Consider the following 22,033-nt stretch of genomic DNA (forward strand, 5'->3'; position numbering starts at 1 on the left):
CGAGACGCCATGAAAAAACTCGCACTGCCCATCCTGCTCGGTCTCGCAGCCGCAGCAGCCCTGCCTTCCCACGCCGCACCCGCCAGCAACGCCAAGCAAACCGTCTTCGACCGCAAGGCCTACAGCATCGATCACAAGAAATTCGTGCTGCCCAACGGCCTGACCCTGCTGGTCCACACCGACCACAGCGTGCCGGTGGTCGGCGTGAACATGTGGTACCACGTCGGTTCGCGCAACGAGAAGCGCGGCAAGACCGGCTTTGCCCACTTGTTCGAGCACTTCTTCTTCAACGGTTCCGAGAACTACCCGCACGGCTTCCGCGAGGCGATGGACGACCTGGGCGCGAACAACCGCAACGGCACCACCAACGTCGACCGCACCAACTTCTTCGAAGACGTGCCGGTGTCGGCGCTGGAGCGCACCCTGTTCCTGGAATCGGACCGCATGGGCTTCCTGGGCAACTACATCTCGCAGGCGATGCTGGAGCGCGAGCGTGGCGTGGTGCAGAACGAGAAGCGCCAGGGCGAGAACCAGCCGTATGGCCGCGTGCGCATGGAAATATCAAGCAAGATGTACCCGTACTCGCACCCGTACTCGTGGTCGACCATCGGCTACATGGAAGACCTGCAGGCCGCCTCGCTGGAGGACATCAAGGAGTGGTACCGCACCTACTACGGCCCGAACAACGCGGTGATCTCGCTGGCCGGCGACATCACCCCGGAACGCGCCTATGAGCTGGTGAACAAGTACTTCGGCGCGATCCCGCCGGGCCCGCCGCTGCCGCGTACCGAGAAATGGATCCCCCAGCTGGACCGCAACATCCGCGACGAGATGGAAGACCACGTGCCGCAGGTGCGCATCTACCGCAGCTGGCATACCTCCTCGTGGAAGGACGCCGACACCCAGCGCCTGAACCTGCTGGCCGGCGTGCTGGCCGGCTCCAAGAACGCGCGCCTGGACAAGCGCCTGGTGTACGAGAAGGGCATGGCGACCGGCGTCTCGGCCTACGTGAACGATGCGGAACTGGGCGGCACTTTCAACCTGTCGGTCACCGTCAAGCCGGGCGTCGACCCGATGGAAGTCGAGCGCGAGATGGAGCGCGTGGTGGCCGAGCTGCTCGACAAAGGCCCGAGCGAAGCGGAACTCAAGCGCGTGAAGACCCGCGACTTGGCCGATTTCGCACGCAGCCTGGAGCGCGTGGGCGGCATGGGCGGCCGCAACGACGTGCTGGCCGAAAGCCAGACCTACGGCGGCAAGCCGGACGCCTACCTCGACCGCCTCGAGCTGTTCGCCACCAGCACCCCGGCGGACGTCAAGACTGCCGCCAACCGCTGGCTGCGCGCCAACCACTACACCATGACGGTGCGGCCGTCAGCCAAGCTGGTCGCCACCAAGTCGACCCTCGACCGCAAACAGCTGCCCGCCCTGGGCGACGCGCCGGACGTCACCTTCCCGGCGCTGCAGCGCGCCCAGCTGAAGAACGGCCTGAAGGTCGTGCTCTTGGCCCGTCACACCGCCCCGATCGTCAACGTCTCGCTGGCGGTCGATGCCGGCGCGGCTTCCGACACCGCGGCCAAGGCCGGCGCCGCTTCGCTGGCGCTGGACCTGCTGGACAAGGGCACGAAATCGCGTGACGCCTTCGCGCTGTCGGACGCGCTGGAAAACCTGGGCGCGCGCCTGAGCACCGGCACCAGCCAGGACCAGTCGCTGGTGCGCCTGCAGGCGACCAGCGCCAACCTGGCGCCTTCGCTGGCCCTGATGGCCGAAGCCGCGTTGACCCCGAGCTTCCCGCAAGACCAGTTCGCGCTGTCGAAGAGCCGCCGCATCGCCGCCATCGGCCAGGAAAAGGCCCAGCCGAACAGCCTGGCCTTGCGCCTGATTCCGTCGCTGCTGTACGGCCCTGAGCATGCCTACGGTAAGCCGGCTTCCGGTTTCGAAGGCAGCGTGCAAAGCCTTACCCGCGACGACCTGATGGCATGGCACGGCACCTGGTTCAAGCCGGGCAGCGCCACCATCATCGTCGCCGGCGACACCACCATGGACAAGCTGCTGCCGGCGCTGGAAGCGAGCTTCGGCAAGTGGCAGCAGGGCAGCGCCCCGGCCAAGCAGATGGCCACCGTGCCGGCGACCCGGGGCAAGCGCCTGATCCTGGTGGACAAGCCGGACGCGCCGCAGTCGACCATTGTCGCGACCCACGTCTCGCAGGCCAACGGCCAGCCGGAAGACCTGGCGATGGAGCCGGTGATGACCAACTTCGGCGGCATCGCGACCTCGCGCCTGAACCGCAACCTGCGCCTGGACAAGCACTGGAGCTACGGCACCCAGGCCCGCCTGCCGGACGTGCGCGGCCAGCGTCCGTTCTACATCATCGCGCCGGTGCAGACCGACAAGACGGTCGAGGCGATGCGCGAGGTGCAGAAGGAACTGCGCGGCGTGGCCGGCGAGCGTCCACTGGTGGGCACCGAGTACGAGAGCATCATGCGCAACATGAGCTCGCGCCTGCCGGGCCGCTTCTCCACCCTCGCCGCACTCGAGGCGGCAGGGCTGGACGCCGTCAACCTGGGCCTGGCGGACGACTACTGGACCAGGTATGCGTCGAACGTGCGCGCGCTCAAGCCGGAGCAGCTGGCGGCGGCATCGTCCAAGTTCATCAAGCCGGACGAGGCGGTGTGGATGGTGATCGGCGACCTGCGCAAGATCGAGGCGGGCGTGCGTTCGCTGGGGTGGGGCGAGGTGACGATTGTCGACGCGGATGGGAAGCCCCTTCGTTGACCTGAGCTCGCTGTAACGGGAAGCCCGGTTTTTCAACCGGGCTTTTTTACGCCCATCTCTGCGCAGCGAAATTGGATCCCGGCCTTCGCCGGGATGACGTGCCAAGGGAGCGGCCCTGGAGTTAGCGCTCCTTCAATTCCACCAGCTTCAAAACCGTCGTTCCGGCGAAGGCCGGAACCCAATTCGCATGCGTACTGACCCACCTGCTTGCACCCATGTCCCAGCATTGAACCGGCGCAAAGCACGCACACTTGGCCCCATCGACCCTGTGCATACGCGCGCGATAGTATACTGTATGCCCATACAGTTCAAGGCATGCGATGGAACTCAAGGACAAACTGGAAATCCTGGCCGACGCCGCGAAATACGACGCGTCCTGCGCCAGCAGTGGCGCGCCCAAGCGTTCGTCCGAGGACAAGGACGGCTTCGGCGCCACCACCGGCATGGGCATCTGCCACAGCTACACCCCGGACGGCCGCTGCGTTTCGCTGCTCAAGATCCTGCTCACCAACTTCTGCATCTACGACTGCCAGTACTGCATCAACCGGCGCAGCTCCAACGTGCCGCGCGCGCGCTTTTCGGTCGAAGAGGTGGTCAAGCTCACCCATGACTTCTACGTCCGCAACTACATCGACGGCCTGTTCCTGAGCTCGGGCATCATCCAGTCGGCCGACTACACCATGGAGCAGCTGGTGGCGGTGGCGCGCCAGCTGCGCGAAGTGCACAAGTTCCGCGGCTACATCCACCTCAAGACCATTCCCGACGCCGACCCGCTCCTCATCGAAGAGGCGGGGCGCTGGGCGGATCGCCTGTCGGTGAATATCGAGCTGCCGACCCACGACAGCGTGACCCGCCTGGCGCCGGAAAAGAACGTCCACACCATCAAGCTGGCGATGGGCTCGATCCGCCGCAAGCTCGACGAAAAGGCGGAGGAACCGAAGGCGCCGAACTTCGCGCCGGCCGGGCAGAGCACGCAAATGATCGTCGGCGCCGACGCCAGCGACGACCACACCATCCTGAACACCGCCGAAACGCTCTACGGCAGCTACAAGCTCAAACGCGTGTACTACTCGGCCTTCAGCCCGATCCCGCAAAGCCCGAAGAGCGTGCCGCTGGCGCCCCCGCCGCTGCTGCGCGAGCACCGCCTGTACCAGGCCGACTTCCTGCTGCGCGGCTACGGCTTCACCGCGGGCGAGCTGATGCCCCAATCCGGCAACCTGGCGCTCGACGTCGACCCCAAGCTGGGCTGGGCGCTCGCCAACCGCGAGCACTTCCCGATGGACCTGAACCGCGCCGACGAGACCATGATCGCGCGCGTGCCCGGCATCGGCATCCGCAACGCCAAGCGCATCGTGGAGCTGCGCCGCATTCGCCGCATCCGCTGGGAAGACCTGTCGCGCCTGCGCTGCAGCATGAAGAAGCTGGCGCCCTTCATCGTCACGGCCGACTACAAGCCGGTTCAAGGCGCGGCCAGTTCCCACCTCCTGCGGCGCCACCTGGCCGACGCACCCGAGCAGATGAACCTGTGGCCGGAACTGCAGGCGGCATGATCCAGGCGCCGCAGGTGACGGATTTCGGAGAGTGGCGTACGGCCGCTCGCGCCTTGTTGCGCGACGGTGTGGCGCCCGAAGCGGTCAACTGGGGCGCGCCCGAAGGTGGCGACCTGTTCTCGGGTGCGCCGACACCGGCGCCACCCCAGCATAATGCGGACATCACAATGCAAGCACCGCATGTGCCGCGCTCCTTGCTCGAGATGCTGCAGAAAGCCGCCTGCTTCCGCGCGCCCGACCGCTGGGCTTTTCTCTACCGCGTGCTGTGGCGCTGGACGCATGGCGAGCACGATGTGCAGTCGCCCGCCGATCCGGACGGCAGCCGCCTGCACGGCATGGTCAAGGCGGTGCGCCGCGAGGAGCACGACATGCATGCCTACATCCGATTCCGCGAGCGTCCGCTCGATGCCGGCGACCCGCGCTTCGTCGCCTGGTTCGAGCCGCGCCACGACGTGCTGCCCCAGGTGGCCGAACACTTCGTGGCCCGCATGGGCAAAGTCAGCTGGATGATCGCCACGCCCGAGGCCAGCGTGCTGTGGGACGGCCACACCTTGCACAATACCGGGCCCCTCATGTCGAGCGCCGCCGAGCTCGATGACGCGGGCGAGGCGCTCTGGCTCACCTATTACCGCAGCATCTTCAACCCGGCGCGCGTCAACGCCCAGCTGATGCAGAGCCACATCCCCTCGCGCTTCTGGAAGAACCTGCCGGAAGGCGCGATCGTGCCTTCGCTGGTGAGCCAGGCCGAACTCGGGGCGCGCAAGATCGGGCAGGTCGAGGCGGTCGGCCGCAAGAGCGGCGCCACCATCCCGATCAGCGCCGAAGCCGCGCAGCCCGACCGCGAGCAGCCGTCGAAACTCGACGAGTGCCGGCGCTGCGAGCTGTGGCAGTACGCCACCCAGGCGGTCGGCGGCGAAGGTTCAAAGCGCTCGCCCATCATGATCGTCGGCGAGCAGCCGGGCGACCAGGAAGACCTGGCCGGCAAGCCCTTCGTCGGCCCGGCCGGTAAACTCCTCGACCAGGTGTTCGCCCAGGCCGAGGTCGACCGCAAGGCCATCTACCTCACCAACGCGGTGAAGCACTTCAAGTGGGAGCCGCGTGGCAAGCGCCGCCTGCACAAGACCCCGGTCCAGCGCGAGATCGAGGCCTGCCACTACTGGCTGGAGAAGGAGCTGGCGGCCGTCAAGCCGAAGGTGATCGTGGCCATGGGCGCGACCGCGCTCAAGTCCGTGATGCGCAAGGGTACGGTGGCGCTGAAGGACTTCCTCGGCAAGCCGGTCCGCATCGACGGCTGCTGGCTGGTGACCATCTACCACCCCTCGTACGTGCTGCGGGTGCCGGACGAAGCGTCCAAGCACGAAGCCTTTTCGGTCATGGTCAAGGGCCTGAAGCTGGCGCAGGAACTGCTCGAGCGGCCCGACCTGCCGAAGCCGGAGTAAATCTACCGGATTTACCGAATGTTGCGCCGGCGACTCAGATGGGTGAAAAATCCCGTTATCGAACACGCCACATTTTCGTGAATATTCACAATCTCTCGTAGAATTTCCGTACGGCATTAATTGCTGAGTGAGCGGAGGACCTCATGTGGGCCTTCGCCGGATAACGACGAGACCACCATGACTTCCCCCTTTTCCCTGCTGTTGCCGGCTTGCCTGGTAGTGGCGGCCATGCCCGCCCAGGCCGGCGGCGATGACGCCGCCAGCGCTTCGCCATCGGCCGCGCTTCCGATCACCACCACGGTCACCCTGAGCTCGCAATACGTCTCGCGCGGCATGCGCCAGACCTGGGGCCGCCCCGCGCTGCAGGCGGGCATCGACTATGCGCACCCGAGCGGCTGGTCGCTCGGCACCTGGACCTCGACCGTCAGCGACCGCTTCATCGAGGGCGGCCGCGTCGAATGGGACCTGTACGGCGGCTACGCCGGCACGCTCGGGCCGCTGGGCGTCAGCCTGAACCTCATGCACTACCGCTATCCGGGAGCACGCATCGGCGCCACCGGCACCAAATACGACTACACCGAAGTCGTGCCCGGCCTGGGCTACCAATCCTTCTACGCGAAGTACTACCGCACGGTGTCGCGCGACTTCTTCGGCATCACGAACGCGCGCGGCACCGGCTACCTCGACGTCGGCCTGAATCATGACCTGGGCGGCGGCTACGTGCTCAACCTGCACGTCGGCGACGGACGCGTGGCGGGCGAGGGCAATGCCATCTGGGACTGGCGAGATGCAAAGGCGGGTGTCACCAGGACCTTCGACGGCGGCTGGAGCATCGCCGCGGCCTGGACCCGCGCATGGGGCGCCACCGATGCCTACCACCGCTACACGACAGGGGTGCCGCGCGGCGACGGCGCCGTCGCCTATTCGAATCCCGCCAAGGACACGTTCGCCGCGAGCGTCGCCCGCACCTTCTGAGAACGAGAGACGACCATGAACAAGCACCAGGCAGCGCATCAAGCACAGCATGCATCGCGCCGTTTTTCCCTGTCCCTGAGCGCCAAGATCTGCGTCACCGCCACCCTGCTGGTGGTGGCCAGCCTGGGTGTGACATCGAGCTTTATCGCGGTCAAGAACAGCCAGAGCGCCGAGGAAGCCGCGATGCGCCAGGCGCGGACGCTGACCTTGCAGGCGTCGGCAATGCTCGAGAGCCGCATTGCATCGAACCTGGCGACGCTGGAAAGCGCGGCCACCGTGCTGGCCTCGACCCAGGCAGGCGGGCAGGCGCTGACGCGCACCCAGGTCGCCGACCTGGTGCGCGCCACCCTGGTGGGCTCGGAAGACTTCATCGGCAGTTCGGCGGCCTATGAACCGGACGCGCTGGACGGCAAGGATGCCGAGTTTGCCGGCCAGGCGCCGCTGTACGACGCCACCGGCCGCTACATGCCTTACTGGACGCGCAGCCCGCAAGGCAAGGTCAACGTCGAGCCGATCGTGTTCGTCACCACCCCGGGCGGCAACGACTGGTACGACGTGCCGAAGGCGACCGGCCGGGCCCATTTCACCGAGCCTTACCTGTACCGGATCAACGGCAAGGACGAGGCGATCGCCACGCTGGCGGCGCCGATCATGGTGGACGGCCAGTTCAAGGGCACCTTCACCGGCGACTTCCCGCTCACCGGTCTCGGCACGATGCTGGCCAACATGAAGATCATGGACAAGGGCACGCTGGCGCTGATCTCGAACGGCGGCATGTACGCCAGCCACAAGGACACTTCCCGCAACGGCAAGAAAGCGGAGGACCTGCCTGCTGCGGCGCTGGAAGCTGTCAAGCAGGGTAAGCCCTACGAGTACCTCGACGACAAGGGCATCGTGCACGTGCTGCAGCCGCTGCAGGTCAGCAAGGACATGGCGCCATGGGCCATTTCACTGGCTTTCCCGCAAAGCGTGACGACCGCCCCGGCGCGCGAGCTGGCCGCTTATGCGGCACTGGTCGCCGTACTGTGCGCGGCGGCCGCCGCGCTGGTGATGGTGACGGTCCTGCGCCGCCTGACCCGTCCGCTGCGCGTGCTGGGCCAGGCGATGACCGACCTGGCCGGCGGCAACGCCGACCTGAGCGCGCGCCTGGCCGTCAAGGGCAACGACGAACTGGCCGACATCGCCCGCGGCTTCAACGTCTTCGTGGCCAAGATCCAGGACGTGCTGGCGCGCGTGCGCAGCAGCTCCGACGCCGTGGCGGTGGCATCCAGCGAGATCCGCCAGGGGAACGCCGACCTGTCGGTGCGCACCGAACAGCAGGCCGGCGCGCTCGAGGAAACCGCGGCCTCGATGGAAGAGCTGAACGGTACCGTGAAGCAGAACGCCGACAACGCGCGCCAGGCCAACCAGCTGGCCGAATCGGCGAGCGAGGTCGCCACGCGCGGCGGCGAAGTCGTGTCCCAGGTGGTCGGCACCATGGCCTCGATCAGCGACGCCTCGAAGAAGGTGGTGGACATCATCGGCGTCATCGACGGCATCGCGTTCCAGACCAACATCCTGGCGCTCAACGCCGCCGTGGAAGCGGCGCGTGCGGGCGAGCAGGGCCGCGGCTTCGCGGTGGTGGCGACCGAGGTGCGCAACCTGGCGCAGCGCAGCGCCGCCGCCGCCAAGGAGATCAAGACCCTGATCGGCGACTCGGTCGACAAGGTCAGCATGGGCACCATGCTGGTCGAGGAAGCGGGCAAGACGATGGACGAAGTCGTGTCGAGCGTGCGCCGCGTCAGCGACATCGTCGCCGAGATCAGCGCCGCCAGCGCGGAGCAGAGCTCCGGCATCGGCCAGGTCAACCAGGCGATCGTGCAGATGGACGGCGTGACCCAGCAGAACGCAGCCCTGGTCGAGGAGGCGGCCGCCGCGGCGGAAAGCCTGCAGCAGCAGGCGGCGACACTGGTGGCGCTGGTGGGCGAGTTCAAGCTCGAGGGGAGCGAGCCGCAGCTGGCCGCGCGTTCGACGCTGGCGGCTCCCGTCCCCAAGCGCCTCATGCAGGCGGCATGAAAAAGAGGGTAGCCCAAGCCTGTTAAGTTTCGGTTCATATTGCAGGGCTAAGCTTGACGGACAACCAACAACAAAGGTGTCCTGATGCTGAAATTTGCAATCCTGCCGGCGCTGTGCCTGGCCTTGTGCGCAGCGCCGTCGTTTGCCCAGACCGCCGATCCTGCCGCAGCGCCTGCGGCAACGAGCGCCGCGTCAAGCGACGAGGCGCCGGCCGCGCCCGAACAGATCCTGGTGGTCGGCCAGAAGCCCGGTCCGGGCATGTGGAAGGTCTCGAAGGACGAGCACGTGCTGTGGATCTTCGGGACCTATTCTCCGCTGCCGGTCAAGATGGATTGGCGCTCGCACGAGGTCGAAGCGGTGATTGGCCGCTCGCAGGAATACCTGGCGCCGCCGGTCACCAAGGTCGAGGCGTCCTACTTCAAGATGGCGCTGGCGCTGCCCAGCCTCATCGGCGTCAACAAGAATCCGGACGACGCCCAGCTCCGCGATGTGCTCCCGGCCGAGGTCTACGCGCGCTGGCTGCCGCTCAAGGAAAAATACCTGCCCAAGAACAAGGAGCGCGACCGGCCGATCTTCGTGGCCAATGAGCTGTTCAGTGCCGCGCTGAAGCAGGCCGGCCTGACCAACAGCACCGACGTGCGCAAGCAGGTCGAGAAGATCGTCGACCAGAAGAAGCTCAAGGTGACCCGGACGGTCAATGAAGTGAAGATCGACAACCCGCGCCAGCTGATCAAGGACTTCAAGAAATCGCAGCTCGACGACGTCGCCTGCTTCTCGAACACCTTGAAACGCCTGGAAACCGACATCGATGCGATGCGCGTGCGCGCCAACGCCTGGGCCAAGGGCGATATCGACGCCATCCGCAAGCTCGATTTCAACGAGCAGGAAAGCTGCAGCAACGCGATCCGCAACAGCGCGGTGCTGCGCGACCATCCGGCCTTCCAGGGAGCGGAAGAGCGCCATCGCGCCATGTGGCTCGCCAATGTGGAGGCCGCGCTGGCGAAGAACAGCTCGACCTTCGCGGTGCTGGCGATGAAGGACTTGCTCGATCCGAAGGGCCTGATGGCCATGCTGGCGGCGAAGGGCTATACGGTGGAGCAGCCGGAATAGTAACTGACCTATAGATGCGCGAAGCTGGGAATTACTTCGCGCTTGTATGATAGCTATCTTGGAGCAAAGCCGTTCTAATTAACGTTTCCAAGCTAAACGCAACTTACGTCCCATAAAGTCAGTCCCATTTAATTTCTTTATAGCTTCTGCGGCAATTATACGGTCTGCCATTTTTACTAGAGCAAAACCCCTATTCTTCCCTGTGACATAATCGACTTGCATATCCACTCCGCTGACTAGGCCCAATCCGGAAAACAAAGTGCGGATCTGTTCTACACTTACATCATAGCGCAGGTTTCCTACATAAATTTGTTCGGTCTCACCCGTTTTTAAATCAGTAGGCGCTTTTGAAATTATAGGCTTGGCCTCTACGGCCATATCTGGTGCGGCAGAGATTCTCTCAACAGGATTAATGCTTTTCCAATGTCTTTGCAACGCGGCTGTAGGTTTTCCATCAGCCAAGATTAATTCTAAATCAACAAGAAGAATTCGGAGGCGTTTGATGGTTGACTTGTAAATATTTGACTCTGGCAAAGCTTCTAGAAGCTCGTTAAGAAATTTAACATCAACTAACTGAGTTGAGGTTTGCTGTCGAAGGACTGAGAAGAATTCACCGAGCATCGCTTCAACCTCAGCAGGCTGCCGAATTTGAATTCGAGCAATACTTCTTCTGCGGCCGCCTCGCTTAGCTGACCCGCTCTTCGGAGCTTTTGTATTTATCAATAATCCTTTGCCCGTCAGTTGCTCGTGCAATATGCGATATAAATCCCAATCATGAAATCCTAGTAGATCATATATTTGCTGAGGCGACATTAACTCCCCGGATTTCCCCGCAAGCAAGACCAACATTTCCTCTCGAGATAACTTAAATGGCTGATAACCCGATAGCCATGCTTGATCCGATGCTGAGAAAACCGATTTATGGAAAAGCGTGATAACAAAATTTCCTGGCTCCGAACGAAGCTCAGGGGAAACTAAGTCTGCATCTTTCATTAGTTTAAAAATCCGGCGCATTCCTTCACCCATCTCTCGCACATATCCAATTTCCCGCAATCCGCGGGCAATATGGACATTGCGGGATTCGTGCAGGCCCTGTTGACGTTTTAACTCTTCAACCGAAATTGTTGAGAGAAGGGCGCCAGGCGAGCGGATTTCCATACGATCATCGTATACAAGGATTTCAATATTTTTTCCTTCGATACTGTAATCACGGTGCGTGATCGCATTAATAAGTGCTTCTCTGCATGCATCTTCTGGATACATAACACGCTCTTTGAAAAGCGCCTCATCAGTAAATTTGGTTCCAACTAAGTGAGGTCTTAGCTGCTCCCATGCTTTACTTAACAGCTCTAATATGTTTCCGGTTACTGGCTCGTCAGTCGCTACGTTGTACTCGCGCCCGCTTCCAAGTTCAGTCCCTCGAATTCGAACCACGCGAACTTGACAGCGGGGGTGCCATTTCTCTATGTTGTCTGCAAAAAGAAGAAGTGCTGCTCGGCGCAAACGTAGAATCCCAACTCCGTATTCCGCTAACCCCAAATATTGGAGACAGCGTTCGGGCGACATCTTTGCAGTACTTTCAGAAATCGCAGTCACTAAATCAAGATTTAGATCTGTTACTAAAGCCCCATCTACAAATTCTCGATCATATTGGCGAGACAATTGCTCCTGCCGTTCGAAGTGGAGCCTTGAGGCTGCGACAGGTGCTGACTCGAGGTCGCGTCGTTGCAGGCATCTACCATCGCTAGTTTGGTGAATACCTTTGGTGCTTTTATCTATATAGAAGTACAGAATTGTTTTTCCATCGATCACTACTTTTGAAGAGTGAGGGCTTGGTAGCGGCGTCTCTACATGAACTCCAGTTCTCGGAGCTTTGAGTAGAACTTCTAATTGTTGTTCAGTATATTTAACGCCAGTTATTGTTCCATCGTCTTCGACGCCTACTAAAAGTTCGCCACCGTCAGCATTCGCAAATGCGACGAGAGTTTCAGAAATATCTTTAGCAACTGATCCTACGTCGCGCGGACGTTTGTTCCCAGGCTCACCGTGAAGGGCGCTTTTGAACTCGCGGAACTGGCTTTCCCTTAACTCAATCGTTTTCAGAATTCGGTCTTTAAGTATCAATGCGTCCATATCAACCTCTGCTATATTCATCTTGGTAGTATGCCATGCAAACCGGCGAAAAACTCAAAAAATTGTTAGCTAGGACGCATACATTGAGAGGTGAGCTAGAGCGTCGTAACGAAGTTGAAATCTAGAGCACATGTGCAGACACAGGCTATGTGAATGCTACCGATAGAATTGTCTCGGAGACTAACAATCCACTTTACATTGATTTCTAGAATGTGCGCGACTGGATCCGTTTGTCAAAGACACGCAAACGCGCGTAGAATGCAGGCAACGCGGGTGTAGCTCAATGGTAGAGCAGGAGCTTCCCAAGCTTAAGACGAGGGTTCGATTCCCTTCACCCGCTCCAGTCTTCAGTATCCCATTTCCCCAAGCTGTCACGCCGCCGACTCTTCAGCGGGAATCGGGCAGGCGACCCCGCATTACCCACACCCGGCTGCCTTGCCCCTGGGCGAGGCTGCTGTTGACCAGCGCGACCATCCCGTCGCCGGCCGCCAGCTTCTTGCCAAGCAGGCCTTGCTGGCTGCCCTGGTGTGCTCCCGCAGCTGGTTCGCTGTGCGGCACGGTTACCGGGGCGCCAGCATCCCGGCTGTAGCGCAGCCCCTGCGCCGACTCCCATGCGATATGCACGCGGCCGTGCGCATCGATCGCCAGCTGCGGCGCCATCGCCGCTTCACCGCGCGTGGACAGTGTGCGTGGTGTGCCGAACGCCAGCTCGGGGCCGTCGGAGCGCGCATGGCGGATCGCCGCCGGCTGCTTCCCCGCCTGCTCCATATAGACGAGATGCAGCCGCCCGTCGCGATCAAACGCCAGGCGCGGCGCATCGGCCCGCGCTGCCCTGGCCCCGACCAGCACTGGCGGAGAAAAGCTGGCGCCGTCGTCCAGCGAGCTGCTCACGCGGATGTCGGCGTCCGAATCCTCGCCCACCGTCCATGCCAGGTAAACCTTGCCGCCGCCAAGCGCAAGCGACGGGCCACGGGCCGGACGCTTGTCGTCGCCCGGGATCCGCTGCGGCGGCGTGAAACTGCGCCCGCCGTCGCGCGAGCGCGCCAGCCACAGGGCGCCGTCGTATTCGGTCCAGGCCGCGTAGACCTTGCCGTCCGCGCCCACCGCCAGGTCCAGGCTGCCGTTTGACCAGGTATCGCGGTCCAGGCGTCCCTTGCCGTCGCCGCCGAGCGAGTTCGACAGGTTCACGGGCCGGGAAAAGCTGCGGCCGCCATCGAGCGAGCGCGCATACAGGATGTCCCCGCCATGCGATCCGCCCGAGAAGATGATCTCCTGCCAGAGCAGGTGCAGCGTGTCCGGGCCACCCGCCGCGATGCGCGGCATCCAGGAAAAGGTGGCGGGACTGCGCGACACGTCGACCGGCGCGGCGCGTGCGCGGCCGTCTGCCCCGAGCACCTGCAGCAGCACCTCCTTGCGGCGCTGGTCGACCCAGGCCACGGCCAGGCCGCCGCCGGCCAGGAAGGCGAGGGTGCCGTCGTCCACATAGTCGTACTGCGAATCGTTCTGGCGCCACGGACCCTTGGTGCCGCCACCGCTGGCGACTTCCTGCACGGGCAGCCAGGACATGGCATCGCGGTCCGGCGCCGACCGGACCGGCACGCAGGCCAGCAGCATGGCGATGACGAGCAGGCGGGTGCGAATGTGAAGGCGCATCGGGTTCCTCCAGGCGCCGGCAGGGAATGCGCCGCGCCCGGCGCCGGCGCGGTATGCTCGATCCTACTCGTCCCATCCGCCAAGGAGCGCCCGCATGCAACTCGCTTCCCGATCACGCCGCCGCGTGCTCGCCTCGCTGCTGGCCCTGCCGGCCTTCGCCCATGCCCAGGGGCGTCCCGCACTACTCACGCGCGCCATTCCCTCTTCCGGCGAACAGCTGCCGGTCGTCGGCCTGGGCAGCTGGATTACCTTCAACGTCGGCCGCGATCCCGAAGCCCGCGCCGAGTGCGCGGCGGTGATGCGCCAGTTCTTCGCCGGCGGCGGCCGGCTCATCGATTCCTCGCCCATGTACGGCTCGGCGCAGGAGGTGATCGGCGAAGCCGTGGGCAAGCTCAAGCCCGCGCAGCTGTTCTCGGCCGACAAGGTGTGGACCGGTGAAGGCGCGCAGGGGTCGGCGCAGCTTGAAACCTCGCGCCGCCTGTGGCAGATCCCGCGCTTCGACCTGCTGCAGGTGCATAACCTGCTGGCCTGGGAAGCGCACCTGCCGATGCTGCTGCGGATGAAGCGGGAAGGGCGGCTGCGCTACGTCGGCATCACCACCTCCGAAGGGCGCCGGCATGGCGAGATCGAGAGAATCATGGCGAGCCAGCCGATCGACTTCGTGCAGATCTCGTACAACGCGCTCGATCGCGAGGTGGAGCAGCGCATCCTGCCGCTGGCGCGCGAGCGGCGCATCGGCGTGATTGTCAACCGGCCGTTCCGGCAGGGTGACCTGACCCGGGCGCTGGCGGGCAAGCGCCTGCCCGGCTGGGCCGCGGAGATCGGCTGCACCAGCTGGGCGCAGGCGCTGCTCAAGTTCATCGTCGCGCATCCAAGCGTCACCTGCGCGATTCCCGCCACCTCCAGCGTCGCCCACGTGCGCGAGAACCTGCTGGCCGCGAGCGGGCCGCTGCCGGACGAGGCGCTGCGCCGGCGTATCGTCCAGGATGTCGAAAGGCTGGCATGAGCGAGTGGTGGACGTACTCGCTGTCGGACTTCCTGATGTTCTCGGCGCGGACCTATCATCGCCAGTTCGAGCTGATGAACCGCGAGTGGTGGCCGCTGCAGTTGCTGGCTGTTGCGGCGGGTGCGGTCATCCTGGGCGGCATCATGCACCGGCGCCTGGCCAGCGCACGGATCGCGTTCACGCTGCTGGCCGCGGCCTGGCTGTGGGTAGGCTGGGCCTACCACCTGCAGCGCTATGCCGACATCAACACCGGTGCGCCGTATTTCGCTGCCGCCTTCTTCCTGCAGGCCGGCCTGCACGCCTGGATGGCCTGGAAGGCGCCGGCGCAGCCCGACGTGCTCACCCCTGCGGTGGGCATGGCCTTCCCCCTCGTGCTGCTCGTGCTGGCCGGCTATCCGCTGCTGGCGCCATTGCATGGCCGTAGTTGGTGGCAGGCCGAGGTCTTCGGCCTCGCCCCCGATCCGACCGCCATGCTCACGCTCGGCGTACTGATGTTCTGGCGCGCGCCCTGGCCGCTGTGGGTGATTCCGCTGCTGTGGTGCGCCATCAGTACCGCGACGCTGCTCGAGCTGGATGCATCGCGGCCCTGGTGGCCGGCGGTAACGGCGCTGCTTGCGTTGGGCGCCGTCGTGTGGGGGAAGTTCAGGCGCTGAGCAGGTCGCCCGAGCGGAAAGATTCCGTCCCCGCGATCTTGCACACGTGCATCCCGCGCAACAGGTGCCGGTGCGCCGTGCTCGCGAACAGCAGCCCGGCGTGTTCGGCGCACAAGCTCGTCACCTGGCCGCTGACCGGGTTGACGATGTCCGCCACCGGCTCGCCCGCCTCGACCAGCTCGCCCAGCTTCTTGTGGAAGACCAGCACGCCGGCATGCGGGGCGGACAGCGGCTCGACGGCATTGAGCGGCGTCGCGCGGCAGGGCGTTTCCGGCAGCGGCTCGAGCGGGATGTCGAGCACGCCCGCATGGCCAAGATACTGCAGCAGGGCGGCAGCGTCCTGGCGCGCGTAGTCGTAGCGCACGTCGTTCTCGCCGCGCAGCTCGACCGTGACCGCGATGCAGGAAGGGGGAATTGCCGTGCCCTCGAAGTGGTCGGCCAGCTCCCACCACAGGCGGCTGCAGGCTTCGTCGAAGGCCTCTCCGCCCGAAGCCTTGGCCACCAGCAGCACGCGCGCGCCCAGCAGCGCCATCAGCGGCTCCACGCTTTCCACCAGCGGCGTGCCGGTGTACATGTGCATCAATGCTTCGTTATCGCAGTGCAGGTCGAGCACGATGTCGGCGTCGATCGCCATCGACAGCAGGGTCTTCTTGAGCGTCTCGACGTCGTCATTCGGTTCCCACAGGCTGATCTGGTGGCGGGCGTGCTCGCGGATGAGGGCGATGTTGGCGTCCACGTCACTGCCGAGCTTGCCTTCGAGCGATTTCTTGAGCTCGTCCCCCACGTGCCTGTACAGGCGGTTGAAGTTGGTGCCGGTCGTCAGGTGGTAGCGGCCGAAGGGCGCGCCGTGGATGACCTGCGACAGGCCGATCGGATTGGCCGCCGGCACCAGGATGACTTCGCCCTTGATCCGGCCTTCGGCATCCAGGCGCTCCAGTTCCTGGCGCAGGAAGTGGGCCACCAGCATGGCCGGCACCTCGTCGGCGTGGACGGCGGCCTGGATGTACACCTTTTTACCGGTCCCCGGGCTGCCGTAGTGGAAGGAAGTCAGGTGGGCGGTGGCGACGTTCTCGTCGACGGCGATCGGGTGTTTCACTGATTGCATGGACAGGCTTCCTGGGCTCGGCATGGATAAAGCACGATTATCCGCGATTCCGCCGGGAGGCTTCGCACGCTCCCGGCTGGGCTATAATGACAGCCGTTTTTTCCTCACTATCACTCCCCATGTCCTCTGAAAAGCCTACCCCCGGCCCGGCGCGTTCCATGCTTTACGATCCGACCGAACACCGCATCCGCAGCTTCGTCACGCGGGCCGGCCGCCTGTCGACCGCCCAGGCGCGCGCGCTGGAGGAGCTCGGTCCCAAGTACCTGATCGAGTATAAAAAGGAGACGCTGGACCTGGAAGCCGCTTTCGGGCGCAAGGCGCCGGTCATCCTGGAAATCGGCTTCGGCATGGGCGACACCACCGCGCACATCGCGCGCCTGATGCCGGAGAAGGATTTCATCGGCGTCGAGGTGCACACCCCGGGCGTGGGCAGCCTGCTCAAGCAGATCGGCGAGCAGGGCATCGAGAACCTGCGCCTGATCCAGCACGACGTGGTCGAGGTGCTGAACCACATGATCCTTGATGGTTCGCTGGCCGGCGTGCACGTGTTCTTCCCGGACCCGTGGCACAAGGCGCGCCACAACAAGCGCCGCTTGATCCAGCCGGCGTTCGTGAAGGTCCTGTGCGACAAGCTGGCGCCGGGCGGCTACATTCACTGCGCCACCGACTGGGAAGACTACGCGGTGCAGATGCTGGAGGTGCTGGGCAACGAGCCCCTGCTCCAGAATACGGCCGAAGGCTATGCGCCGCAGCCGGCATACCGGCCGCTGACCAAGTTCGAGAACCGCGGCCTCAAGCTGGGCCACGGCGTCTGGGACCTGGTGTTCGTCAAGAAGTGAAAACAACGCGCCGAACGGCGCGTTTTTTTATGCGCGATGCGCTCGCCGCGCGTACAGCCCGAAGTACACGATCACCGCATAGCACAGCGCCGGCACGACCAGCGACATCTTCAGGCCGGCCACGTCGGCCGTATAACCCATGAGCAGCGGCACCACGGCGCCGCCCACGATCGCCACGCAGATCACGCCCGAGCCTTCCGCCGTACGCTTGCCGAGGCCCTCGCAGGCCAGCGTGAAGATGGTCGGGAACATGATCGAGTTGAACAGGCCGATGGCCAGCAGCGACCAGCCCGACACCGCCCCGGTGCTGTTCGCGGACACCAGCAGCAAGCCGATCGTCACCGTGGCGGCAAAGGCCAGCACCTTCCCCGGCGAGAACATGCGCAGCAGCGCGGCGCCGATGAAGCGGCCCACCATGGCGCCGCCCCAGTACAGCGGCACGTGCTTGCCCGCCGCCTCCGCGCTCAGGCCAAGCACGTGGGATTCCATCAGGTAGTTCACGATGATCGAGCCGATCGCCACCTCGGCGCCGACGTACAGGAAGATGCAGAGCGCGCCGAGCGCGAAGCGCGGCTGCTTGAGCAGATCGAAAGCGTGCAGGATGTTTTCCGAGGGCGCCGCCGTCTCCACCAGCTTGTGGCGGTTCATCCATACCGCGCCGCCCAAGAGGGCCAGCGCGATCGCCAGGCCGATGTAGGTGTTCACGACGACCCGGGTTTCTTCCTGGCGGTAGGCGTCGAGCGCGACGCCACTCAGGGTCGAGACATCGACCGTCGCCAGCGAACCGAGGATCAGGATCGCGCCGACGTAGGGGAAGACCGTGGTGCCGAGCGAATTGAAGGCCTGGGCAAAGGTCAGGCGGCTGGATGCCGTTTGCGGCTTGCCCAGCATTGAGATCAGCGGATTGGCGACCACCTGCACGATGGTGATGCCCGAGGCCAGCACGAACAGCGCCAGCAGGAAGGTGGCGAACACGCCCGAGTAGGACGCCGGGATGAACAGCAGGCAGCCCACGGCCATCGTGACCAGGCCGACCACCGCGCTGCGCATGTAGCCGAGGCGTTGCACGATGGCGGCGGCCGGGATCGAGACGAAGAAGTAGGCGGCGAAGAAGGCCGACTGCACCAGCATCGCCTGGGCGTAGCTGAGCGTGAACAGGTCCTTCAGCTTGGGGATGATGACGTCGTTCAGGCTAGTGATGCCGCCGAAGACGAAGAACAGCGCGAAGACGAAGGTCTGCAGGCTGGCCGCGTTCTGCGGCACGGCGGCCTGGGCGCCATCCTTGTCGGGCGCCGCGGTAGTGCTGGTGGGAGTGGGGATAGCCATGAAGTGTTTCTACATCATCTCGTTGATGATGGCGACGATTTCATCGCCGTAGGACACCAGCTTCTTCTCGCCGACTCCGGACACGCCGCGCAGCGCGTCCAGCGAGCCCGGCTTGACCTTGGCGATCTCGCGCAGGGTCGCGTCCTGGAACACGACATAGGCCGGCACGCCATGCTCGCGCGCTGTGCCCATGCGCCAAGTGCGCAGGCGCTCGAAGATGGCCTGCTCGGAGCGCGACAGTTCCAGTTCCTCGTAGCTGCCGGCAGCGCGCGACGAAGGCCGCTTGGCCTTGACCGGCTTCTGGTACTGGCGCAACTGCACCTTCTGCTCGCCCTTGAGCACCGGGCGCGCGGCGTCGGTCAGCTTGAGCGAGCTGAAGGCGTCGTGGTCGACCGTGACGAAGCCGAGCGCGATCGCCTGGCGCACGATGGCCCGCCATTCCTGCTCGGAGCGGTCGGCGCCGACGCCGTACACGGTGAGCTTGTCGTGGTGCCACTGGCTGATGCGCTCGGTCTGCGCGCCGCGCAGCACGTCGATCACGTGGCCGGCGGCGAAGCGCTGGTCGACGCGGTAGATGGCCGACAGCAGCTTTTGCATCGGCACCGTGCCGTCGACCTGGATCGGCGGGATCAGGCAGGTGTCGCAGTTGCCGCAGGGGCCGGAGCGCTCGCCGAAGTAGTCGAGCAGGCGCATGCGCCGGCAGGACAGCGTTTCGCACAGGCCGAGCATGGCGTCGAGCTTCATCGACAGCACGCGCTTGAAGGTTTCGTCGGCTTCGGATTCGTCGATCATCCGGCGCTGCAGCACCACGTCCTGCAAACCATAGGCCATCCAGGCGCTGGCCGGCAGGCCGTCGCGGCCGGCGCGGCCGGTCTCCTGGTAATAACCCTCGAGGCTCTTGGGGAGATCGAGGTGGCAGACGTAGCGCACGTCGGGCTTGTCGATACCCATGCCGAAAGCAATGGTCGCCACCATCGTGATGTTGTCTTCTCGCAGGAAGCGCGACTGGTTCGCGGCGCGCTGGCTGTACTCCATGCCGGCATGGTAGGGCAGGGCGCGAATGCCGTGCTCGTTCAGGAAGTCGGCGGTTTCCTCGACCTTTTTGCGCGACAGGCAGTAGACGATGCCGGAATCCTGCGGATGCTCGCTGCTGATGAAATCAAGCAGCTGCTTGCGGCCGGTGGTCTTCTCGACGATGGAGTAGCGGATGTTCGGGCGGTCGAAGGACGAGACGAACTTGCGCGCGTCGTCGAGCTGCAGGCGGTGCGCGATTTCCTCGCGGGTCTGCAGGTCGGCGGTCGCGGTAAGGGCGATGCGCGGAATGCCCGGGTAGCGCTCGTGCAGGACCGACAGGCGGATGTATTCCGGACGAAAGTCGTGGCCCCACTGCGACACGCAGTGCGCCTCGTCGATGGCGAACAGCGAGATCGGCGAGACGTCGAACAGTTCCAGGCAGCGCTGCGTCAGCAGGCGCTCGGGCGCCACGTAGACCAGGTCGATCTCGCCGCTGCGCACCAGGCGCTCGATGCGCAGGGTTTCCTCGAAGGTTTGGGTGGAGTTCAGGAAGGCGGCGCGCACGCCGACTTCTTCGAGGGCGTCGACCTGGTCCTGCATCAGCGCGATCAGCGGCGAGACGACCACGCCCACCCCGTCGCGCAGCAACGCCGGGATCTGGTAGCACAGCGACTTGCCGCCGCCGGTGGGCATCAGGACGAGTGCGTCGCCGCCGCTGGCCACGTGCTCGACGATGTCGGCCTGCTGCCCGCGGAAGGCGGGATAGCCGAAGACCGTTTCGAGAACGTGGAGGGCGCGCGCGCCGATTTCGCTTGTCATACTCTGCTTAGTGTTTATTCAGCCCAGGTCACCAGGCCGAAATGGGCGGTCACGAGGACCAGGATACCGAATACGATACGGTACCAGGCGAAGATCGTGAAGTCGTGCGAGCTGATATAGCGCAGCAGCCAGCGTACGCACAGGAAGGCCGCGAGGAAGGCGGAAAAGAATCCCAGGCCGAACAGGGGCAGGTCGGCGGCCGACAGCAGCGCGCGCTCCTTGTACACGGAGTATACCGTGGCGCCCAGCATGGTCGGCATGGCGAGGAAGAAGGAAAATTCGGTGGCCGCCTTGCGCGACAGGCCGAACAGCATGCCGCCGATGATGGTCGAGCCGGAGCGGCTGGTGCCGGGGATCAGGGCGAAGGACTGGGCCAGGCCGACCTTGAGCGCGTCGAGCGCGCTCATGTCCTCGACCGTCTCGACGCGCGCCGCTGTCGGGCGCAGGCGGTTGCGCCGCTCCACGTACAGGATCAGGATACCGCCGATGACCAGGGCGATCGCCACCGGCACCGGATGGAACAGCAGTTCCGTGATCGTCGAGCTGAACAGCACGCCGGCGATGGCGGCCGGGAAGAAGGCGATCACGACATTGCGCGCGAAGCGCTGCTGGACCGGGTCCGCCCCCAGTCCCTTGAGGACGCGGGCGATGCGGTCGCGGTATTCCCAGACCACCGCCAGCATGGCGCCGGCCTGGATCACTATCTTGAAGACGACCGATTTCGGGCCGGTGAAGTCGAGCAGGCTGCCCATGAGGATCAGGTGGCCGGTGGAGGAAATCGGAAGGAACTCGGTGAAGCCTTCGACCAGGCCCATGATGATCGCCTTGACGGCGAGAAGGATGTCCATGTATGCGTTAGAATGAGATCGGCTGATGCGGGGGCTGTCGGGTATTCCGTGGAGGTACGGCGGGGCCGAAGCTTAACATGATTGCAACAGGCGACGTCGCCTGCTGTGTCCGGTGCAAGATTGTACCGCGCCCGGGTTGCCGCAGGGTTAGCTCATCGGCATGACAGCAAAATTCTTCCGTGCGCCACCAGCCCGAACGCGTGCTACACTGGACCGCATGAGTATTCCTGACTCAACCGCATGAGTATCTTTGTTGTCCTGATCCTTGCTGCGCTCGCCTGGGCAGCATTCCACGGTTGGCAAAGCCCCAACTCCCTGCGTTACCGGCCCTGCCAGGGCCGGGCCTGGCGCAATACCTTCCCTACCGCGTCGCGGAAGGACATCCGCGATTTCCTGTCCGTCTTCGTGTCATCCTTTGCCTTTCGCGAAAGCGAGCGGCTGCACTTCCGTCCCGACGATGAAGTGCTCGGCATCTACCGCGAGGTGAACCCGAGGCGCTGGCTGCCGGACGCGCAGGAATTCGAGACGCTGGCGAAGGCGCTGCGCGAGCGCTACGGCCTGCGGCTCGACGACATCTGGCACGAAGGGATGACGCTGGGCGGGCTGTTCCAGCGCGTGCAGCAGGCGCGCGGCAAGTCGGCCGCAGCGTAAGCGGAGGGCCTGGGCGGCCCCGGCGGCATCGCAGATTACCCCGCGTGGGTAAGGGTCCGGTCTTGCTTTCTGTAAGTATGCTGCC

16 protein-coding genes and 1 tRNA gene are annotated in these 22,033 nt (G+C 64.4%); 11 read left to right on the top strand and 6 right to left on the bottom strand.

Annotation, left to right across the window (positions count from 1 at the left end; all coding sequences use genetic code 11):
* Window positions 1–9: 9 nt before the first annotated feature.
* From YWC_RS0117510 to YWC_RS0117535, 6 genes are all read left to right on the top strand, one after another.
* Complete coding sequence (locus tag YWC_RS0117510) at window positions 10–2,772, top strand: M16 family metallopeptidase (RefSeq protein WP_027866546.1); 2,763 nt, start codon at window positions 10–12, stop codon at window positions 2,770–2,772.
* Window positions 2,773–3,092: 320 nt separating this feature from the next.
* Window positions 3,093–4,322, top strand: coding sequence for a putative DNA modification/repair radical SAM protein (locus YWC_RS0117515; RefSeq protein WP_027866547.1), 1,230 nt, complete (start codon window positions 3,093–3,095; stop codon window positions 4,320–4,322).
* Window positions 4,319–5,761 carry a UdgX family uracil-DNA binding protein gene (locus tag YWC_RS29890; RefSeq protein ID WP_036214898.1) on the top strand — a complete coding sequence of 481 codons (1,443 nt, stop codon included), beginning with the start codon at window positions 4,319–4,321 and terminating at the stop codon, window positions 5,759–5,761. The genes YWC_RS0117515 and YWC_RS29890 overlap by 4 nt, the downstream gene beginning before the upstream one ends.
* Window positions 5,762–5,938: 177 nt before the next feature.
* On the top strand, window positions 5,939–6,736 hold the full coding sequence (locus tag YWC_RS0117525; RefSeq protein WP_036214901.1) for a TorF family putative porin: 798 nt from the start codon (window positions 5,939–5,941) through the stop codon (window positions 6,734–6,736).
* A 15-nt stretch (window positions 6,737–6,751) separates the two neighbouring features.
* Window positions 6,752–8,791: a methyl-accepting chemotaxis protein gene (locus YWC_RS29895; RefSeq protein WP_084416473.1), complete on the top strand. Its 2,040-nt coding sequence runs from the start codon at window positions 6,752–6,754 to the stop codon at window positions 8,789–8,791.
* A gap of 84 nt (window positions 8,792–8,875) precedes the next feature.
* The gene (locus tag YWC_RS0117535; protein ID WP_027866549.1) at window positions 8,876–9,901 is read left to right on the top strand and encodes a TraB/GumN family protein; all 1,026 of its coding nucleotides are present in this window, start codon (window positions 8,876–8,878) and stop codon (window positions 9,899–9,901) included.
* Between the two features lie 78 nt (window positions 9,902–9,979).
* On the opposite strand, the gene YWC_RS32160 is transcribed toward YWC_RS0117535, so the two are convergent.
* Window positions 9,980–12,034, bottom strand: coding sequence for an ATP-binding protein (locus tag YWC_RS32160; RefSeq protein ID WP_169728134.1), 2,055 nt, complete (start codon window positions 12,032–12,034; stop codon window positions 9,980–9,982).
* Between the two features lie 269 nt (window positions 12,035–12,303).
* On the opposite strand from YWC_RS32160, the gene YWC_RS0117540 reads away from it, so the two are divergent.
* Window positions 12,304–12,377: transfer RNA gene (locus tag YWC_RS0117540), tRNA-Gly, on the top strand.
* Between the two features lie 44 nt (window positions 12,378–12,421).
* Here the strand turns inward: YWC_RS0117540 and YWC_RS29900 are convergent.
* A complete protein-coding gene (locus YWC_RS29900) occupies window positions 12,422–13,687 on the bottom strand; it encodes a sialidase family protein (RefSeq protein ID WP_051306532.1) in 1,266 nt (421 codons plus the stop codon).
* Window positions 13,688–13,781: 94 nt separating this feature from the next.
* Here YWC_RS29900 and YWC_RS0117550 point away from each other — a divergent pair, with 94 nt between their 5' ends.
* The gene (locus YWC_RS0117550) at window positions 13,782–14,693 is read left to right on the top strand and encodes an aldo/keto reductase (protein ID WP_027866550.1); all 912 of its coding nucleotides are present in this window, start codon (window positions 13,782–13,784) and stop codon (window positions 14,691–14,693) included.
* Entirely contained in the window at window positions 14,690–15,346 is a 657-nt protein-coding gene (locus YWC_RS0117555; RefSeq protein WP_027866551.1) for a DUF6064 family protein, read from the top strand. Before YWC_RS0117550 ends, YWC_RS0117555 begins: the two co-directional genes overlap by 4 nt.
* Here YWC_RS0117555 and YWC_RS0117560 read toward each other — a convergent pair.
* On the bottom strand, window positions 15,336–16,451 hold the full coding sequence (locus YWC_RS0117560) for a succinylglutamate desuccinylase/aspartoacylase family protein (RefSeq protein WP_027866552.1): 1,116 nt from the start codon (window positions 16,449–16,451) through the stop codon (window positions 15,336–15,338). The genes YWC_RS0117555 and YWC_RS0117560 overlap by 11 nt on opposite strands.
* 158 nt (window positions 16,452–16,609) lie before the next feature.
* Here YWC_RS0117560 and trmB point away from each other — a divergent pair, with 158 nt between their 5' ends.
* Complete coding sequence (gene trmB / locus YWC_RS0117565) at window positions 16,610–17,290, top strand: tRNA (guanosine(46)-N7)-methyltransferase TrmB (RefSeq protein WP_027866553.1); 681 nt, start codon at window positions 16,610–16,612, stop codon at window positions 17,288–17,290.
* A gap of 27 nt (window positions 17,291–17,317) precedes the next feature.
* Here the strand turns inward: trmB and YWC_RS0117570 are convergent, their stop codons facing one another.
* The 3 genes from YWC_RS0117570 to YWC_RS0117580 are packed head-to-tail and all read right to left on the bottom strand — an operon-like array spanning window position 17,318 to window position 21,297.
* Entirely contained in the window at window positions 17,318–18,616 is a 1,299-nt protein-coding gene (locus tag YWC_RS0117570; protein WP_027866554.1) for a sugar MFS transporter, read from the bottom strand.
* A 9-nt stretch (window positions 18,617–18,625) separates the two neighbouring features.
* The gene (gene recQ, locus YWC_RS0117575; protein WP_027866555.1) at window positions 18,626–20,449 is read right to left on the bottom strand and encodes a DNA helicase RecQ; all 1,824 of its coding nucleotides are present in this window, start codon (window positions 20,447–20,449) and stop codon (window positions 18,626–18,628) included.
* Window positions 20,450–20,463: 14 nt separating this feature from the next.
* Window positions 20,464–21,297 carry an undecaprenyl-diphosphate phosphatase gene (locus tag YWC_RS0117580; RefSeq protein WP_027866556.1) on the bottom strand — a complete coding sequence of 278 codons (834 nt, stop codon included), beginning with the start codon at window positions 21,295–21,297 and terminating at the stop codon, window positions 20,464–20,466.
* Window positions 21,298–21,537: 240 nt separating this feature from the next.
* On the opposite strand from YWC_RS0117580, the gene YWC_RS0117585 reads away from it, so the two are divergent.
* Window positions 21,538–21,948: a hypothetical protein gene (locus YWC_RS0117585; RefSeq protein ID WP_027866557.1), complete on the top strand. Its 411-nt coding sequence runs from the start codon at window positions 21,538–21,540 to the stop codon at window positions 21,946–21,948.
* Window positions 21,949–22,033: the final 85 nt, after the last annotated feature.

Origin of the sequence: Massilia alkalitolerans DSM 17462 (genome assembly GCF_000427785.1) — a bacterium.
Taxonomy (GTDB): Bacteria; Pseudomonadota; Gammaproteobacteria; order Burkholderiales; family Burkholderiaceae_D; genus Telluria; species Telluria alkalitolerans.

Coding starts and splice junctions, on each gene's coding strand:
- YWC_RS0117510 (WP_027866546.1), top strand. CDS start 10: ATGAAAAAACTCGCACTGCCCATCCTGCTCGGTCTCGCAGCCGCAGCA.
- YWC_RS0117515 (WP_027866547.1), top strand. CDS start 3,093: ATGGAACTCAAGGACAAACTGGAAATCCTGGCCGACGCCGCGAAATAC.
- YWC_RS29890 (WP_036214898.1), top strand. CDS start 4,319: ATGATCCAGGCGCCGCAGGTGACGGATTTCGGAGAGTGGCGTACGGCC.
- YWC_RS0117525 (WP_036214901.1), top strand. CDS start 5,939: ATGACTTCCCCCTTTTCCCTGCTGTTGCCGGCTTGCCTGGTAGTGGCG.
- YWC_RS29895 (WP_084416473.1), top strand. CDS start 6,752: ATGAACAAGCACCAGGCAGCGCATCAAGCACAGCATGCATCGCGCCGT.
- YWC_RS0117535 (WP_027866549.1), top strand. CDS start 8,876: ATGCTGAAATTTGCAATCCTGCCGGCGCTGTGCCTGGCCTTGTGCGCA.
- YWC_RS32160 (WP_169728134.1), bottom strand. CDS start 12,034: ATGGACGCATTGATACTTAAAGACCGAATTCTGAAAACGATTGAGTTA.
- YWC_RS29900 (WP_051306532.1), bottom strand. CDS start 13,687: ATGCGCCTTCACATTCGCACCCGCCTGCTCGTCATCGCCATGCTGCTG.
- YWC_RS0117550 (WP_027866550.1), top strand. CDS start 13,782: ATGCAACTCGCTTCCCGATCACGCCGCCGCGTGCTCGCCTCGCTGCTG.
- YWC_RS0117555 (WP_027866551.1), top strand. CDS start 14,690: ATGAGCGAGTGGTGGACGTACTCGCTGTCGGACTTCCTGATGTTCTCG.
- YWC_RS0117560 (WP_027866552.1), bottom strand. CDS start 16,451: ATGCAATCAGTGAAACACCCGATCGCCGTCGACGAGAACGTCGCCACC.
- trmB (WP_027866553.1), top strand. CDS start 16,610: ATGCTTTACGATCCGACCGAACACCGCATCCGCAGCTTCGTCACGCGG.
- YWC_RS0117570 (WP_027866554.1), bottom strand. CDS start 18,616: ATGGCTATCCCCACTCCCACCAGCACTACCGCGGCGCCCGACAAGGAT.
- recQ (WP_027866555.1), bottom strand. CDS start 20,449: ATGACAAGCGAAATCGGCGCGCGCGCCCTCCACGTTCTCGAAACGGTC.
- YWC_RS0117580 (WP_027866556.1), bottom strand. CDS start 21,297: ATGGACATCCTTCTCGCCGTCAAGGCGATCATCATGGGCCTGGTCGAA.
- YWC_RS0117585 (WP_027866557.1), top strand. CDS start 21,538: ATGAGTATCTTTGTTGTCCTGATCCTTGCTGCGCTCGCCTGGGCAGCA.